Raw genomic sequence first — 16,736 nt, forward strand, 5'->3', positions numbered from 1 at the left:
CCGCCGGCTCTTCACATGAAAGCTACTCCCGGCATTCCGCCGGCACGGCCTCGTCGAGGCTGCCCGCGGCGGCCGGCTTCAGGCTGCCCTTCTCGATCTGGAGGGGGCGAAAGGGCGGCTCCTGGATCGCGGGGTTCACCTGTCGCACCACGTAGCAACCCGCGAAGATCTCTTCCTTGCCGTCCGCGCGATGGGCGCGGATGGCGAGGGGAACCTGAAAATAGACGCTGCCGGCAGCGCCCTCCTCGCTGACAGCGCCGAGCGCCACGCCGACGGCCTCGGTGCCGGCATAGCCTTCAGCAAAGGCCGCAAAGTCCGCCGCCGGCTTGCGGTCGCCGAAATAGTCCCAGGCCCGGGCATATTCCTTCCGGTCGATGGCGTTGTAGAGCGACCTGACGAGCGAAGCCGCATCGGAGCGGTCGTCACGGTAGGCGGGGTCGGCGGCTGCGGCATGGGCAGCGGCAAGAACGACGGCGGCAACCGAAAGATATCTGATCATGGCGATCCTCCTCTTTCGCGACCGGGCATGGCGGGCCGGCGAACCGGGCCCTAAGACGGACGCCGGGCGGGAACCGGCACATCCTTGAGATTGTCGTTGGCCCAGGTCCTGATCGCACGGACCTCGCCGGGAATCTCGTCCTTCAGATAGCTCTCGTGGCCCGGCAGGCCCATGGGGTAAAGCGCATCCCGGCTTGCCTCATAGGCCGCGCTCTTGTCGGTGCACAGGCGGATGCGCATGTCCTCCGGCTGCAGATCGCCCCGGTTCTTCAGGTCCTCAAGGCGCCCCGCGCCGCTCGCAAGGCGCCCGTCGAAGGCCTGCGTCAGATATTGCGCCGAACGTTCGTTGCGCTCGCGCTCGGTCGTCGCCCCCATCATGACGACCATGACGCGCTTTCCGTTGCGCGTGGCGAGCCCGACATAATTCCGGCCGGAGGCACAGAGAAAGCCGGTCTTCATGCCGATCGTGCCGCTGAAACGCGTCAGCAGCAGGTTGTTCGACTTGATCTCCTTGCCGTCGATCGTCACCGCGGCCGCCTGGAAGAAGCGGCTATATTCGGGAAAGGCCCGGTCCACTTCCAGTCCCAGCAGCGCGAGGTCGCGCGCGGTCGTATAGTTGGTCTTGTCGAAAAGCCCGTTCGGATTGGAAAAATGCGTGCCGGTCATGCCGAGGCGCGCGGCCGCATCGTTCATCCGCTGGACGAAGGCCTTCTCGTCGGGCACCACCGCTTCGGCAAGCGCCACGGCGACGTCGTTGGCCGAGGCGGTCAGCATGGCGAAGAGCGCGTCTTCCAGCGTCATGGTCCGCCCGAGGGTGAGGCCGGATTCCAGGAACGCCTGCTTCGTCGCATTGCGGGTCATGGTGACGGGGGTGGCAAGATTCACCTCGCCGGCCCGGATGGCCTCGAACACCACGAAGGCGGTCATGAGCTTGGTCGTCGAGGCGGGATACCAGGGCGCGCCCGCCTCTTCCTGATAGAGCACCTGATGGTTCCCGGCATCCACCACGAGCACGGGCGTGGCATGCGCCGGGGCTGCGAGCAGAAGGGATGCGATGAACGCCAGTCGTGTCCATGGCCGTCCGGCCGTCGGGGTCTTGATCATGCGCCAGTCTCCGGAGGAAGGCCCCTAATGCCATGAGGCGCGGCCGGAAGACAAGCATTTAGGTCGGTAAAGATGTCGCGGCTACCCGCTCACGTTCGCCTCTGCATTCTCCACAGCCTTTTCCTCCGGGCGGCATGATGCCGCCACGATCCGGGCCCAAGGCGCGGAGTGACATGCATCTGACAGGCCCTTCATGCTCGATTTCGATACCGATCTGTTTCTGCTCCTGAATGCCGGCACAACGCCGAATACGGTTGTCGCGTGGCTCGCGATCTTCATCGCGAAGTTCGTCATTCTGGTCATTCCGCTTTATCTCGCCTGGCTGTGGATCGCGGGCGGCCGGCGCAACCGGCTGACGGCCGTCGCCCTCGTTCTCGCCTTCCTGCTGGCAATCTTGCTGAGCTATCTCATCGGGCTCGTCGCCTTCCGGCCGCGTCCCTTCATGGCCGGCGTCGGGCATGCGCTGGTCGAGCACCGGCCGAACGGCTCCTTCCCGAGCAATCACGGCCTTGCCTTCGCGGTCTCCGCGGCGCTGCTGTTCATGATACGGCGGCGCAGCGCGGCCTGGTGGGCGGCGGGGCTCGGCCTCCTGGTGGCGTGGTCGCGCATCTATATCGGGGTGCACTATCCGCTCGACATGCTCGGCGCGGCGATCCTAGCCGTTCCCCTCGCCATGGCCTCGCTCTGGATCATGGACCGGCACGGCAAGGCGATCCTTTCCGTGCTGGAGCACCTGCAGGCGCTTGCGCTCCGCCCCCTTGCCAGAAGGATGCGGCCCTGAGGCCGGCACTCTTCGCGGAACAAATCCGCCCGTGTGGAATTTCGCGATAGTCCGGTTCGCTCGGTCGCCGTGCAAGGGAGGAAAGAATGAAGTGGATTGTCGGTGCTGCTCTCGTCTTCGCCTCGCCAGCCTATGCCCAGAGCCCGGAGCTTCAGGCGACATGCACCGACATCGCCAAGAACTTCTTCATGACGGACACGCTCAATATCGGCGTGGTGCAGTCCTTCCCTGAACTGAAGCCGCCCGGCGTGCGCTTCACCTATTCCCAGCGGGCCGACCAGCAGAAATCGGAAATGACCGACGAGTTCGAATGCGAATTCGACAAGGCGGAACACCCCTATACGTTGCGCCGCTTCTGCGTCTCGCGGACCTGCTACTCCGCTCAGGAGGACGACGGCGACCGCAAGCGGCGCTTCGATGAATTGCAGATCCTCCTGAAACGCGCGCAAAAATCACCGTGAACCCGGCCCGTTGCATTGCAATCCTTGCATAGGTGAAATGCACAACCAATGCTTGTCATGTCACCGGAATTCAAACATATTCGGGACAGCTGATGCATATGGCGGCCTTTTCTCCTCCCAGTACCGCCGCAGCAGCTGTTCCCCTCTGGAGGTTCAGATCTCCACATCTCATGGGCCGCGGTTTCCGACGGCCCATTTTTTTGCGCCGTCGCCCGAACCCACGAGACATATCCTCCGCCTGTCCTATCGATCAGCTGGAACCGCACGCATTTTTCTGAAATATAGCGCGCGCATGCCTGCCGCGGCTCCACGGCCGTCGGGCGCGGAAGGAAACAAACGATCGTGAATGCCATGAAATCCACGCTCCCGCTATGCGCCGCCCTTGCCATCCTGTGCCAGATGGCGGGGCAAGTACCCGCCTACGCCGAGGAGGCGCAGCCGGATACCGCCGCATTCGAGCTGACGCCCGAGACATTGTCGGCCCTTGCCGAATGCAGGGCGCCGCGCGAGGCGCTGGGCGAAACCGGAATGGTGCTCTTCATGAGCGGGAACCTGCCGGCATGGCTGAAGCCGGTCGCCGACAACGGCCATGAGGGAATGCTGGGTCTGGAAACCTTCGAGCTCGCCGAGCCCGTCACGGTGTTCGGCAAGCCCGTCACCCGCATCTCTTTCCTGCAGGAATGGGTGGTGATCGAGGACACCTATGACGCGGCGCGGACGCTGATCGAGGCAAAGGGCATGAAGCGCGCGCCGATAAAAATGACCGAGCAATATTACCGCTTCGCCGACCCCGAAAGCGGCCCGATGCTCGGCGCCTTCGCCCCGACGGACAACGCGCTCGCCATGATGCTGGGGGCACCCGCGGAAACGGGGACCCCGAAGACGATGTTCGTCGGCTGCAACTATACGGTCGCCTCGCAGCAGGAATTCCTCGATGCCGCCGGCAAGGCCGACGCGACGGCGGCCGGCGCCGGGGCGGACATCATGGAGATGCTGGAAGGCGAGCCTTGAACGTACAGGCTAGCGCAGGGCATCGATCACGTCGGCCGACCGGGTGACAGCCGATACGTTCTGGAGGGCATAGTTGATCGCGGCGTTGTGCCAGTCGGCATTCATCGTCGAGCAGCAATCCTCCGGCACGATCATGATATAGCCCTTATCCGCACCGGTGCGGGCGGTGTGCTCGATGGACATGTTCGTCCATGCCCCGGTGACGATGACCATGTCGCGCTGCTGCGCCTTCAGGATCGTCTCGAGGCGCGTGCCCTCCCAGGCGCTCATCCGCATCTTCTCCACGACATGATCGCCCGGTTTCGCCTCGAGCCCGTCGACCGGCGCCACGCCCCAGCTGCCGCGCACCAGCGCATTGCTCTCCACGACCCCTTCGAAGAGCGGCGCATTGAGCGTCAGGCCCGCCGCCCCCGGTTCCACGACGAACCAGACATGGATGACCGGCACGCCGAGCGCGCGGCAATGGTCCGCCAGCCGCGCGATGTTGCCGATGGCGTTCTGCTCGCGGCAATGCTGCGGCGCGCCGGAACCTGCAAAGGCCCCACCCTCGATCACCACGTCGTTCTGCATATCCTGGATGATCAGCGCGCAGCGCGCCGGATCGAGCACCGCGCCGGAAGAGGCCGCTCCTGATCCCGCATCGGTGCGCATGCTTGTTGCTGTTGCGGCCATGAACGGCTCCCTGCGCGGCCCGACCCGCGTTTCAATCGTGTAGACGGAGGTGGTGGCGCAGACATGGAGCGTGCGCCAGTCCGGCCCGCCCCAGTGCATGTTGGCGGCCTCCTCCGGGATCGCGACCTTGCCGACAAGCCTGCCGCCCGGGTTATAGACCCAGAGCCCGCCGGGCGCCGTCACCCAGACATTCCCCTCGGCATCGCACTTCATCCCATCCGGGAGACCCGGCCTGCCGGGATCGCGAATGCCGGTCGCGAACATCCGCCCTTCCGAAAGCGAGCCGTCCGGCCGCACGTCGAAGACACGGATATTCGCCTGCTCGGTGTCGTTGATATAGAGAAGGCACTCATCCGGCGAGAAGCAGAGGCCGTTGGGCTGGGAGAAAAGATAGCGGCTGGTGACGAGCTGCGGCTCGCGGCCTGTCGAGCCCGGCGGAATGCGGAACACGCCCTGCCAGCCGAGCTCGCGCGGGCGCTCGACGCCGAAGCCTGCCATGCGGCCGTACCACGGATCGGTGAAGTAGATCGAACCGTCCGAGCGGATGCAGAGATCGTTGGGCGAATTCAGCTCCCGCCCCTCGAAATGCGAGGCCAGCACCTCCCGACGCCCGTCCGGGCCGATCCGCGCGACGCTGGAGGTCGCGTGTTCGCAGACGACGAGATTGAGTGCGGCATCGTAGGTCATGCCGTTGCCCTTGTTGGAGGGCCGCGCCACCTCGCGCACGCCGGAGCGGTCGAGCCGACGCCGGACGTCGCCGGGCATGTCGGAAAAGAGCAGGTAATGATCCAGCGGATGCCAGACCGGACCTTCGGTGAAGATGAAGCCGGTACCGGCGCGCGTGACCGCCGCCTGCGGATCGATCAGCCGCTCGAAGGCGGGGTCGAGTGCTTCATGAACCATCGCGCGCCCTCCCCGAGGCTCGATCAGAGTTTGTAGACACGGCTTGCCGTGTCGTGGAAAACCGCCTGCCGCGCGGTCTCGTCGAGGCTAGATGCCGCGATCTGGAAAGCGCCGAGCAGCGCACCGTAATCCGTCCAGAGCTTCTCGACGGGGAAGTTGGAGCCGAAGAGGCAGCGACTGGCGCCGAAAATGCCGACCGTGTCGGCGAGGATGCGGGCGATGTGCCCCGTGTCGTTGCGGTGGATGAACGTGCCATAGGCGGAAAGCTTGCTGACGACGTTCTGCTCGCGGGCAAGCGCCTGCAATTCGGCTTTCCAGGCGGCATAGCCTTCCGCGCTCATATCCTCCGGCATGCCGGAATGCTGCAGCACGAAGGTTACGTTCGGGCAGGCGCGGGCAAGCTCCGCCGCTCCCTTCATCTGCGGGGCGAAGACCTGCAGGTCGAAACTCCAGCCGTAATCGGCAAGCCGCGCGACATTGCGCCGGACATTGGCATCGCGGCAGAGATCCGGGCCGGAAGCGAAGCGGTAGAGCGGATTGCGATGCCAGTGGAACTGCTGGCGGATGCCGCGCATGCGGGAATATTTCGCCAGCCGGTCGAGCGCGGGGCGGGCGTCCTCCACCGTCATGTCGCAATAGCCGACGATGGCGTGCGGCCAGCCGGTGCGCTCCCCCTCGCCCTGCACCCAGGCGACTTCGTCCTCGAAGCGGTCCCTCGCCCAGTTGGCCTGCACATAGACGGATTTCACGATGCCCCGGCCCTCGATATCGGCGAGGAATTCCTCGATGGGATAGTCGCGCCGGATCGCCTCGTAGGGCCCGAAAATGCGCGGCTGCATCGGACCCATCAGCCAGGGCAGGTCGCGCTGGCGCCAGATATGGTGATGTGCGTCGACGATCTTCATCATGCTGCCCTCGCTATCGTCAGGATTTCCTCGCAGATCGCGGCGGTACCGGAGCCGTTACCCAGCCGGTCGAGGGTCGGCGCGATGGCCGAGATCGCGGCGGTCTGCGGAACATATCCGCTGTCGCCGGCAAGCGGCGTCAGCCATGCGAGCTTCCAGGCACGGCGGGAAAGCGCCCGTACCGCCTCCACCAGCCGCTCCGGATCGCCGCGCTCGAGCCCGTCGGAAAGAACGATGACCAGCGCGCCGCGCGAAAAGCCCGCAAAGCGCGGCACCGAAAGAAAGGCGGCGAGCGCATCGCCGAGCCGCGTGCCGCCGTCCCAGTCGGCAACGAGCGTCGCAGCGCTCGCGAGCGCCTGCTCCTGCCGCCTGAGCCTCAGCGCACGGGTCACGCGGGTGAGCCGCGTGCCGAGGGTGAAGATTTCCACATGATCCGAGACGGCGGCGAGCGCATGGGCGAAGCGCATGTGGGTTTCCGTCTGCTGCTTCATCGAGCCGGAAACGTCGATGAGGAGCAGGATGCGGCGCTGGCGCGTCTTGCGCGCCATCTGTGGAAGGCGCATCACCTCGCCGTCGCGCTTGACGGCGTCGCGCATGAGCTTGCGCATGTTCCAGCGATCGCCCGATCTTGCCGGCGCGCGGCGCTGCGTCAGGCGCCGCGGCAGGCGGCTTGCCGCCTGCTTGCGAAAGCGCCGCAACGCTTCGTTCTCCGCAAGGTCGGCGAACTGCCGGAGCGTCAGCACCTCGCTGCCCGTCGCCTGCTCGCCGGCCTCGTTGATCTCGTCGGCCTCCGGCGGCTCCATCTCGCCCTCGCGCTCGTCGAAGGCCTGCAGCTCCTCGTCGTCCTCCGCCTTCTCGCCGGCCGCGATCGACTGGCCGAGGAAATGCAGACGGAAGAGCGCGTCGAAATCCTCCCGTCGCTCCGGTGGCGGGGCGAGCGTGGCAAGCCCCGCCTTGTGGATGTCGCCCATCTGCCGGGGGCCGAGCAGGCCGACGGCGGCGATGAACATTTCCGTCTGCTCCGGCGCCACCATGAAGGCATTCTCGCGCAGGAGCGTCGAGAACTCGACGAAGGGACGCGCGGCGCGCGGCAGGTCCCCGCCGCTCATGCCGCCGCTCCCGAAATCAGCGTGTCGAGCCGCGGCGCGGTGAAGGCGAGATCGTCCTGGTCCTTGAGGGCGACGCCGATCGCCCGCCTGAAGGCGGCGGGCCAGGGCGCGCCCTGCGAATGGAGCAGCGTAGCGGCTTCCGCCCATTCCACGGTCTCGGCGACGCCCGGAGGCTTGGCGAGTGGCTCCTGCCGCAGCCGCCCGACCGCGGCGACGACCGCCTCGGCCGTGCTGCGCGCGACGGCGCTGGCCCGCATCATCACGATCTCCGCCTCGCGGACCGCATCCGGATAGCCGATCCAGTGATAGACGCAGCGGCGGCGCAGCGCTTCGTGCAAGTCCCGCGTGCGGTTGGAGGTAAGGATGACGACCGGACGGTGTTCGGCGCGCACCGTGCCGCGCTCGGGAATGGAGATGGAGAAATCGGAGAGAAATTCCAGCAGGAAAGCCTCGAATTCATGGTCCGAGCGGTCGATTTCATCGATGAGCAGCACGGCGTCGCGCGGGCTCGTCAGCGCCTCCAGCATGGGCCGGTTGATGAGGAACTCATCCGAATAGATGTTGACATAGGTGTCGCCGGCCTGACGGATCGCCAGCATCTGGCGGGGATAGTTCCATTCGTAGAGCGCCGCGGCGGAATCGATGCCCTCGTAGCATTGCAGGCGAATCAGGTTGCGGCCGAGCACCGAGGCGATGGCCTTGGCCGCCTCCGTCTTGCCGACGCCGGGCGCACCTTCGAGCAGCAGGGGCTTGCCGAGCGCCAGCGCCAGATACCCCGCCGTCGAAAGACCGTCGTCGGCTAGATACTGCGCCGCCGTCAGGGCGGAGGCGAGCTTTTCCGGGCTGTCGATGCCGACGATGGAGCGGGTGACGGGCACGGCCTACCTCACCATTTCGGCTGCGGGCGCGCGCCGCCCTGCGCGGCGAGCGCCCGCAGGATCTTTTCCGGCGTGATCGGAAGATCGTCGATGCGCACGCCGACGGCGTTGAAGACGGCGTTGGTGACGGCCGGAAGCACGGGATTGGCGCACATTTCCCCCGGCCCCTTGCCGCCGAACGGGCCATCGGGCGCCGGCCGCTCCAGCACGGATATGTGGTGCGGCGCGATATCGCCGGGGCCGGGCATGACATAGTCGTTGAAGTCCACCGGGCCATGGCTGCGGTCGGGATAATAGGGCTCCGTGGTCTCCCAGAGCGTGTGGCTCATGCCCATCCAGGCGCCACCGACGAGCTGCTGCTCCACCAGCCGTGGATTGAGCGCCCGGCCGACCTCGTAGCAACTGTTCATCTCGACGACATTCACCTCGCCCGTCTCGTCGTCGACATCGATATCGACGATCATCGCGGCATGGGCAAAGCAGGTGACCGGCGTCATCTCGCCGGTTTCCGGATCGACATCCGACAGCGGCACAAGGAAGATGCCGCGGCCGGACACGGTCTTGCCCTGCTTGAACTGGGCAGCATTGCAGGCGGCCGCCGTGGTGATCGACTTCGACGGGGCACCCTTCACATGAATGTTCCCCTTGCCGTCGGTCACGAGATCCTCGGCATTGACCTCCAGCTCCTCGGCCGCCGCCTCCATCATCACGGCGCGCGCCTCGGTGGCCGCAGCGATCACCGCATTGCCGACGCGGTGCGTGCCGCGCGAGGCGAAAGATCCCATGCAGTGCGGGCCGGTATCGGAATCGGCCGTATCGACATAGACGTCCTCCACGGGAATACCGAGCGTTTCGGCGGCGATCTGGCGCGTCACCGACTTCATGCCCTGCCCGAGATCGATGGAGGAGAGCGCGACCATGAATTTTCCGTCCGGGTTGGAATGGACGAGCGCCTGCGACGGGTCGCCGCCGAGATTCATGCCGATCGGGTAATTGATGGCGGCAAAGCCGCGTCCGCGATGGATCGTCATGTCAGCGCCTCCTGAGGCCGGAAATGGACGAGAAGCGGTTGCCGGCCGGCCGGGGCGTCGTTGGCGACGGAGCAGCCGGCGGCGGGGCGGCCTGTGCCGGCTCGTAGGGCCGGACGGGCTGCGGCTCCGGGCTGTAGGACGGCGGCGTATAGGCTGGCGTGGGTGTGTAGCCCGGTGCCGGCGGCGGCTGGTAGCTGCCGAGGCCGGAGGCCGGCCTGGCAAGGCCGCGATTGTCGATGATCGTGTGCGGGATCGCTGCCCGCTCGCCGCCACCGCCCTTCAGCGAGGACATGGCGCGATATTCCGGGCCGATCGACCATTTCGCCTTTTCCGCCACGACCTGGCAGCATTCGACGAGGGCGGTGTTCTTGGCGAGCCGCCGGTGGGCCTTCATGTCCCCGTCGAGATAGGCGTTCTTCAGTCGCAGCTCGATCGGGTTCATCTTCACCCGGTGGGCGACTTTGTCCATGTGGGTCTCGATGGCGAAATCCACGCCCGTGATGCCGAAGCCGCGCATGGCGGTGGCCGGCGTGCGGTTGGTGAAGACGCAGTAGACATCCGCCGAGACATTCGGGATCGTATAGGGCCCCGGCAGGTGGCCGACGCTCTTGATGATCGCGTAGCTCGAAAGGCGCGTATAGGCGCCGCTGTCGAAATAGCCGGTGAACTTGCGGGCGACGATGCGGCCGTCGTTCATCACCCCGTCGGTGATGTACCAGCGCTCCGCCCCGCGCGGGGCACCGACCTGCATCTCCTCCTCGCGATTCCAGATGAACTTGACCGGCCGCCCCGTCAGCATGCAGCCGAGGATGGCCATCGGCTCATGGATGGAATCCACCTTGCCGCCGAAACCGCCGCCCACGGTGCCGCCGATGAAATGCATGCGGTTTGACGAGAGCTTCAGGATCTTCGCCGCCGTGCCGAGCGAGAAGAACAGCGCCTGCGTCGAGGTATAGACGACATAGCGGTTGTTGGTCTCGGGCGCGGCGATGGCGCCGCAGGTCTCCGTCGGCGCCTGCTCGATGGGCGACATCTGGTAGCGGCCTTCGACGACATGGTCCGCCTGCCGGAGCGCGGCCTCCACGTCGCCGAAGCGCAGCTTCTGGTGATCGTATTTCTCGTGATAGGTGAAAGTATTGGTGGGATAGGTCGGATTGACCGAGGGGGCACCGGGTTTCAGCGCCTCCTCGACATCGAGCACATGGGGCAGCACGTCGTAGTCGACGCGGATTTTCGCGATGGCGTCATAGGCCTGCCGCTCGCTTTCCGCCACCACGGCGACGACCGGCTCGCCGACATAGGCGACCTTCTTGTCAGCCAGCATCGGCTCGTCGTCGAGGCCGAAGCCCATGAGGCTAAGCAGGGTGTTGAGGTTGTGCGGCACGTCCCGGGCGCGGATAATGCGCCTGACGCCCGGCATGCGTTCGGCCTCGGACGTGTCGACCGAGCGGATGCGCGCATGATGGTGCGGCGAGCGCAGGCATTTCAGGTGCAGCAGCCCGTCGAACAGGTGATCGTCGAAGAACGGGGAGCGGCCGGTCACGTGGCCGAGCATGTCCTGGCGCTGCGTCGGCTTGCCGATCTCGTTGAGCGTATCGTCGCGCTCGTCGGCGAAATATTCCTTGCGAAATTCGATCATGGCCGGCCCCTCACGCGTAGCGCCGCCCGCCGCCGGATGCGGCGGCGGCCAGGATGGCCGCGATGATCGGCTCGTAGCCGGTGCAGCGGCAGATGTTTCCCGAGATAGCCTCGACGACCTCCTCCCGCGTGGGAGACGGATTGCGGTCGAGCAGCGCCTTGGCGGCCATCAGCATGCCGGGCGTGCAATAGCCGCACTGGGCGGCGAAGCCATCCATGAAGGCCTGTTGCAGCGGATGAAGCTGCGGCCCCATGGCAAGCCCCGCGGTCGTCTCGATCGCGCGGTTCTCGACGGTTTCGGCGAGCGTCAGACAGGAAAGGTGCGGCTCGCCGTCGATGAGCACCGTGCAGGTGCCGCAGGTGCCCTGCCCGCAGCCATATTTCGGCGACAGGTCGCCGACGCCGCGCCGCAGCGCCTCGAGCAGGTTCTGGCCCTCCTCGACGAAGATCGCCTTGCCGGAACCGTTGAGCTGGAACTGGAGGGGTTTCCTGGTCATGACTTACCTCCTCTGGTCGAGCAGAAGCCGCTTCAGATGAACCGGCGTCACCTGGCGGCGGTACCATTCCGAGGCGAGCGCATCGGTCTGCGGATTGATGCCGTCGGTGGCGGCGGAAAGGGCAGGCGCGATGCCCTGCTCGTCGAGCGTACGGCCTTCGAGCGCCTGCTCGACGGCCAGCGCCCGCACCGGGTGGCCGCCCATGGCGCCATAGGCGACGCGCGCGCCGGAAACCCGCCCGCCATTCGTCGGAAGCAGCGCGGCGATGGACAGGACCGCGACACCCTTCGGCTTCACGCGGCTCACCTTGACGAAGCGGAAAGCGCGCGAATCGCGCGGGCGCGGCACGATCACCGAGAGGACGAGGCGGCGCGGCTCGCGGTCGCGCGCATCGAGGAAATCGCCCATCGGCACGGGCGTGCCGCCCACCGGCACCACCTTGGCGTCGAGCGCCAGCAGCGCGGCGGCGAAGTCACCATAGGGGGAGGCGGCAAAGAGATTGCCGCCGACCGTCGCGACGGTACGAATGGCCGGCCCGCCAATGACCTTCGCGACGGGCGCGAGGAAGGCCGCGTCGCGGCTGGCGATGATCTGGCTCATCGTCACGCCGGCGCCGATCACCACGCTGTCGCCCTGCAGCTGGATCTGCCTGAGGCGCGGATCGGTGGCGCGCACGATCGTATCGAAGGCCTGGTCGCCGGCATTGACCGCCCGCATGACGAGCGTGCCGCCGCCGAAATAGCGCGCCGTCCGGCTGGCGGCGAGCGCGCGCTCGGCCTCCTCGGCGCCCTGGAATGTCCTCACACTGACCGGCATCTGTCCGCTCCTCCCGTCATGCATCCGCCGCGCGGGCGGCGAGGCCCATGTGCCGGCGCACCGCTGCGAAACCCGTTTCGTAAATGCCTTCGCCGACCATCGCGGCAAGCGCTGCCTCCTCGCCCACCGGCGTGTCGAAGCGCGATTGCCATTCCCAGAAGGTCAGGTCGCCATCCGTCACCGGCGTCAGCCGCACATGGGCGACGTAGTTGAGCAGCGGCACCGGCGTATCCAGCAGGCAATAGCTGAAGGCCATGTCCATGTCGGAGAGCGTCAGGAGCTGTTCACGCAGCTCGGAACCGTCCGCCAGATGGAAGCGGCGGACGCAGCCGACACGGTCGAACGGCTGCCCACGCTCGATCTGGCTGTCGGCGACGGCCGGGTGCCAGCGGTCATGGCCGTTGAAATCGCGCAGGATCTCCCAGACCGCCTCGACGGGCGCCTCCAGAACGGTGCTCTTGACGATCTTCACCATCGCTCAGCGGCTCCCGAAATGACGCTTCAGCGCATCGAAGCCGCCCTGAAAGACATTGGTGCCGATGCCGTTGACGAGGTCTTCCGCCACCTCCGGCTCACAGTCGAATTCGGCGGTCCATTCGGCGAATGTCCGCTCGCCGTCCGTCACCGGCGTCAGCCGGAGATTGGCGACATAGTTCGTCAGCGGCATCGGGCTTTCGAGGATCGCGTAGGTGCAGAACATGTCGTAGTCGGAAAGCCCGAGCAGCTTCTCGCGGATGCGGTCGCCGTTCTGCAGATGAAAGTCGCGCACGCAGCCGATCCTGTCGGAAGGCTCACCGTTCTCGATGCGGCTGTCGCGGATGCGCGGGTGCCAGCGCGGCAGGCCGTTGAAGTCGCGCACACGCTCCCAGACCTTGGCGGCCGGGGCGTCGATGACGCTGGAAACGAACACTCTTGCCATGTCGGGCGCCCCTTACTTCTTGCCGTCGGAGGCCGGGCCGGCCGGCTTGCCGCCGCCCGCCTTGGGCGCCGTATCCTTGGCGATGCGCTGCATATCGGAGGCCTCGCGGATGAGCCCGCCCATCTTGGCGAGCGAGCCGCCCTCGATGCCGATGTCGGAGAGGAGATTGTCGATCAGCGGTGCCTGCACGCGGTAGCGCAGCGCCGACTCGATCACCTCGTCGGTGGGGCTGCGCAGCGTGCCGGCATCGCCGTTCGCCCCGCCCATGCCGCCGAGCGACATGATGCGGATGTCGTTGATCTTCTCCAGCGGCTTGACGGAGGCCGCCACGATGCCCTCGGCATGTTCCAGCAGCTTCTGCCGGAAGATCGAGTAGCGGGCCTCGTCGGAGAGCACGTTCTCCGCCTCGTTGAGCAGCTTCTGCGCTTCGGCCTCGACGGCGCGGCGCACCTTTTCGGCCTCGGCGGCGATGCGCTTCTCCTGCGCCAGCTTCTCGGCCATGACGAGGTCGACATTCTTGCGGCGCTTGGCCTCTTCGGTCTCGCGGGTGGTGCGGATCTGCTCCTCCGCCTCAGCGGCGCGGGCACGGGCAAGGTCTGCTTCCGCGCGGGCGGCGGATTCGTCGAGCGACTTCTTGTAGATCGCGATGGCCTTTTCCATCAGGGCGTTCTCGATCTCGCGCTCGCGCTCGACCTCCAGCTTGCGGCGATCGCGCTCCTGGCCGATGCGGGCCTCGTCGAGGCCGCGCTCGGAGGCGATGCGGCTGCGCTCGACCTCTTCGCGCGACGCGATCTCCGCCTCCTGCAGGGCCTGCGTGCGGGCGATTTCCAGCTGTTCTATGGCACGGCGGCGCTCGAGACGGGCCGCTTCGACGGCCCGGTCGCGGGCGATCTCGGCGGTCTCGACCTCCAGCTTGGCGCTGATCTCGGCCTGACGGACCCTGGCGTCGGCATCGGCGCGCTCGGACTTGCGCACGGCGAGCTTAATGACACGGGTCTCCTCCGCCTCCTCGATCTCGCGCTTGCGCACGATATCGGAGACTTCGCGGGCGGCGGCCGAAGCGATGCGCTCCTTCTCCAGCGCCAGTTCCGTCACGATCCGCTCGCGCTCGATGGCCTCGCGGCGCTTGATCTCGGCCTCTTCCAGCGCCTTGTCGCGCTCGATCTGGCGGTTGCGCACGTCCTGGTCGGACGCGATGCGCCCGGCCTCCAGCCGCGCCTGCTGCTCGATGCGGGCCTTCTCGACCTCTTCGTTCGCGACGATCTCGGCGGCAGACACCGTCCTGGTGCGCAGGATTTCCCGCTGGCGGACATCCTCGTCGGAGGCGATGCGCTCGCTGGCGATCTGCTTTTCCTGTGCGATACGGGCGGCTTCCGTCGCCTGGGCGGCGGCGATCTCCGCCTCCTCGATGGCGCGCTGGCTGGAAATCTCCTGCGCCTTGGTCTCCTCGTCCTTGCGGATGCGGGCCTCGGCGACCTTGCGCTCCTGCTCGATGCGGGCTCGCTCGGTCGCTTCGCGCGCGGCGATCTCGGCGCGCTGGATGGCGGCCTGCCGCTCGATTTCCCGCGCCTGCGTGTCGCCCTCGTTGGCGATGCGCGCCTCGGCGACGGAGCGCTCCTGAAGGATACGCGCCTTCTCGATTTCCTCGCGCAGCACGATCTCCGCCGTCTCGACACTGCGCTGGCGCTCGATCTCGCGCTGGCGGATTTCGCGCTCGGCGGCGATGCGCGCCTCGGCGATGGAATGCTCATTGGCGATGCGGTTCTTCTCGATGGCCTCGCGGGCCTGAATCTGGGCGCTCTCGGCCTCCGTCTCACGCTCGGCGCGCTCGCGGGTGAGCTGCGCGCGCTGCTGGGCGCGGCGGAACTCGACGTCGCGCTCCTGCTCCAGCCGGGCCTCCTCGCTCGCCCGTTCGATCTCCAGCGACTGCTTCTCGGCTTCCAGGTTGCGGGCCCGAATCTGGATGATCGAATCCTGCTCGATATCGTTGCGCAGCTTGCGACGCGTCTCGATGACCTGGATGAGCGAGGTGAGACCCTCTGCATCGAAGCGGTTGGACGGGTTGAAATATTGCAGCTCCGTCTGGTCAATATCCTTGATGGCGACGGATTCGAGCTCGAGGCCGTTCTTGGAAAGCCCCTCCTGCGCCAGCTCGTTCACGCGGCGCACGAATTCGGCGCGCTGCTCGTGGATCTCGTCCATCGCCATCTCGGCCGAGACGGCGCGAAGGGCGGATTCGAACTTGCCCGAGAGGAGCGAATGCAGGTTCTCCGCTTCCAGCGTGCGGCGGCCGAGCGTCGAGGCCGCGATCGACACGGCGTCCCTGGAGGGCCGGACGCGGACATAGAATTCCGCCTCCACATCGACCCGCATCCGATCCTTGGTGATCAGCGCGCTGTCCCTGTTGCGGGCGATCTCCAGCGGCAGCGTGTTCATGTTGACCGGCGTGATGTCGTGGATGATCGGCCAGACGAAAGCGCCGCCGTCGATCACCACCTTCTCGCCGAGAAAACCCGTCCTGACGAAGGCGATTTCCTTGGTGGAGCGGCGGTAGAGCCAGTTCATCACCACATAGACGATGGCGATGACGATGACCGCCAGAATGAGCCAAAGGATGAGCTGGCCGATCATTTGCCCAGTCATGACTGTCCTCCCATGAAACGCAGCGCCGAAACCATGCTCAGCATCCCCTTATCTTCTTGAATGCGCGGGTCTGTTCGGTAAGCGCCACCTCGACCGGCAGCCGCTCCATGGAGGAGGCGCCGTAGAAGCCGTGGCAATTGTCCGTGTTCTTCAGGATGAATTCGGCGTCCTCGGGCGTTGCCACCGGCCCGCCATGGACGAGGATCATCACGTCGCTGTTGACCTTCAATGCCGCCTCGGCCCAGCGGTTGACCAGGGCCGGACATTCGGAAAGCCTGAGCGCCGTCTCCGCGCCGATGGAGCCGCCCGTCGTCAGCCCCATATGGCAGACGACGATGTCGGCCCCCGCCGCCGCCATGGCTGCCGCCTCGTCCTCGTTGAAGACATAGGGCGTCGTCAGCATGTCGAGCCCGCGGGCCTTGGCGATCATGTCGACCTCCAGCCCGTAGGACATGCCCGTTTCTTCCAGATTGGCGCGGAAGGTACCGTCGATCAGCCCGACCGTCGGAAAGTTCTGCACGCCGGAAAAGCCGATGCGTTTCAGCTCCGGCAGGAAGACGTCCATCAGTCGGAACGGATCCGTGCCATTGACGCCGGCAAGGACGGGCGTGTGGCTCACCACCGGCAGGACTTCGGAGGCCATGTCCATAACGATGCCGTTGGCGTCGCCATAGGCGAGAAGCCCGGCGAGCGAACCGCGGCCGGCCATGCGGTAGCGGCCGGAATTGTAGATGACGATGAGGTCGATGCCGCCGGCCTCCTCGCATTTCGCCGAAAGGCCGGTGCCCGCGCCGCCGCCGATGATCGGCTCGCCCCGGTCGATCATGCCGCGGAACTTCTCAAGGATGGCGCTGCGCGCGATGGCCATGG

17 protein-coding genes are annotated in these 16,736 nt (G+C 66.5%); 3 read left to right on the plus strand and 14 right to left on the minus strand.

What is annotated here, in order from left to right; translation table 11 throughout:
- Positions 1 to 22 precede the first annotated feature (22 nt).
- Both DSD28_RS05230 and DSD28_RS05235 read right to left on the minus strand, forming a co-directional pair.
- On the minus strand, positions 23 to 499 hold the full coding sequence (locus tag DSD28_RS05230; protein WP_119255286.1) for a hypothetical protein: 477 nt from the start codon (positions 497 to 499) through the stop codon (positions 23 to 25).
- Between the two features lie 50 nt (positions 500 to 549).
- Positions 550 to 1,602, minus strand: coding sequence for a D-alanyl-D-alanine carboxypeptidase family protein (locus DSD28_RS05235; protein ID WP_119255287.1), 1,053 nt, complete (start codon positions 1,600 to 1,602; stop codon positions 550 to 552).
- 193 nt (positions 1,603 to 1,795) lie between these two features.
- Between DSD28_RS05235 and DSD28_RS05240 the strand changes: the two genes are divergently transcribed.
- The 3 genes from DSD28_RS05240 (at position 1,796) to DSD28_RS05250 (ending at position 3,855) form a co-directional block, all read left to right on the plus strand.
- Entirely contained in the window at positions 1,796 to 2,383 is a 588-nt protein-coding gene (locus tag DSD28_RS05240; protein WP_119255288.1) for an undecaprenyl-diphosphatase, read from the plus strand.
- 86 nt (positions 2,384 to 2,469) lie between these two features.
- Complete coding sequence (locus tag DSD28_RS05245) at positions 2,470 to 2,844, plus strand: hypothetical protein (protein WP_119255289.1); 375 nt, start codon at positions 2,470 to 2,472, stop codon at positions 2,842 to 2,844.
- 351 nt (positions 2,845 to 3,195) lie between these two features.
- On the plus strand, positions 3,196 to 3,855 hold the full coding sequence (locus tag DSD28_RS05250) for a hypothetical protein (protein WP_119255290.1): 660 nt from the start codon (positions 3,196 to 3,198) through the stop codon (positions 3,853 to 3,855).
- A gap of 9 nt (positions 3,856 to 3,864) precedes the next feature.
- Here DSD28_RS05250 and DSD28_RS05255 read toward each other — a convergent pair whose 3' ends face one another.
- The 12 genes from DSD28_RS05255 to DSD28_RS05310 are packed head-to-tail and all read right to left on the minus strand — an operon-like array spanning position 3,865 to position 16,734.
- Positions 3,865 to 5,430, minus strand: coding sequence for an isochorismatase family protein (locus DSD28_RS05255; RefSeq protein WP_119255291.1), 1,566 nt, complete (start codon positions 5,428 to 5,430; stop codon positions 3,865 to 3,867).
- Between the two features lie 23 nt (positions 5,431 to 5,453).
- Positions 5,454 to 6,338 carry an amidohydrolase family protein gene (locus tag DSD28_RS05260; protein ID WP_119255292.1) on the minus strand — a complete coding sequence of 295 codons (885 nt, stop codon included), beginning with the start codon at positions 6,336 to 6,338 and terminating at the stop codon, positions 5,454 to 5,456.
- The gene (locus DSD28_RS05265; RefSeq protein WP_119255293.1) at positions 6,335 to 7,444 is read right to left on the minus strand and encodes a vWA domain-containing protein; all 1,110 of its coding nucleotides are present in this window, start codon (positions 7,442 to 7,444) and stop codon (positions 6,335 to 6,337) included. Before DSD28_RS05265 ends, DSD28_RS05260 begins: the two co-directional genes overlap by 4 nt.
- Positions 7,441 to 8,322 carry an AAA family ATPase gene (locus DSD28_RS05270; protein WP_119255294.1) on the minus strand — a complete coding sequence of 294 codons (882 nt, stop codon included), beginning with the start codon at positions 8,320 to 8,322 and terminating at the stop codon, positions 7,441 to 7,443. The genes DSD28_RS05265 and DSD28_RS05270 overlap by 4 nt, the downstream gene beginning before the upstream one ends.
- An 8-nt stretch (positions 8,323 to 8,330) precedes the next feature.
- The gene (locus tag DSD28_RS05275) at positions 8,331 to 9,353 is read right to left on the minus strand and encodes a xanthine dehydrogenase family protein molybdopterin-binding subunit (RefSeq protein ID WP_119255295.1); all 1,023 of its coding nucleotides are present in this window, start codon (positions 9,351 to 9,353) and stop codon (positions 8,331 to 8,333) included.
- A gap of 1 nt (position 9,354) precedes the next feature.
- Positions 9,355 to 10,992, minus strand: a complete 1,638-nt coding sequence (locus tag DSD28_RS05280; protein ID WP_119255296.1) for a xanthine dehydrogenase family protein molybdopterin-binding subunit — start codon at positions 10,990 to 10,992, stop codon at positions 9,355 to 9,357.
- Positions 10,993 to 11,002: 10 nt separating this feature from the next.
- Complete coding sequence (locus DSD28_RS05285; protein WP_119255297.1) at positions 11,003 to 11,488, minus strand: (2Fe-2S)-binding protein; 486 nt, start codon at positions 11,486 to 11,488, stop codon at positions 11,003 to 11,005.
- A gap of 3 nt (positions 11,489 to 11,491) precedes the next feature.
- On the minus strand, positions 11,492 to 12,304 hold the full coding sequence (locus tag DSD28_RS05290) for an FAD binding domain-containing protein (RefSeq protein ID WP_119255298.1): 813 nt from the start codon (positions 12,302 to 12,304) through the stop codon (positions 11,492 to 11,494).
- A 16-nt stretch (positions 12,305 to 12,320) separates the two neighbouring features.
- On the minus strand, positions 12,321 to 12,779 hold the full coding sequence (locus DSD28_RS05295) for an SRPBCC family protein (protein WP_119255299.1): 459 nt from the start codon (positions 12,777 to 12,779) through the stop codon (positions 12,321 to 12,323).
- Positions 12,780 to 12,782: 3 nt separating this feature from the next.
- The gene (locus DSD28_RS05300; RefSeq protein WP_119255300.1) at positions 12,783 to 13,223 is read right to left on the minus strand and encodes an SRPBCC family protein; all 441 of its coding nucleotides are present in this window, start codon (positions 13,221 to 13,223) and stop codon (positions 12,783 to 12,785) included.
- Positions 13,224 to 13,235: 12 nt separating this feature from the next.
- On the minus strand, positions 13,236 to 15,866 hold the full coding sequence (locus DSD28_RS05305) for a flotillin family protein (protein WP_119255301.1): 2,631 nt from the start codon (positions 15,864 to 15,866) through the stop codon (positions 13,236 to 13,238).
- Positions 15,867 to 15,903: 37 nt separating this feature from the next.
- Positions 15,904 to 16,734 (minus strand): phosphoenolpyruvate hydrolase family protein, encoded by an 831-nt coding sequence (locus tag DSD28_RS05310; RefSeq protein ID WP_119255302.1) that lies wholly within the window; start codon positions 16,732 to 16,734, stop codon positions 15,904 to 15,906.
- Positions 16,735 to 16,736 lie beyond the last annotated feature (2 nt).

It is taken from the genome of Shinella zoogloeoides (genome assembly GCF_003574625.1).
GTDB lineage: Bacteria > Pseudomonadota > Alphaproteobacteria > Rhizobiales > Rhizobiaceae > Shinella > Shinella zoogloeoides_A.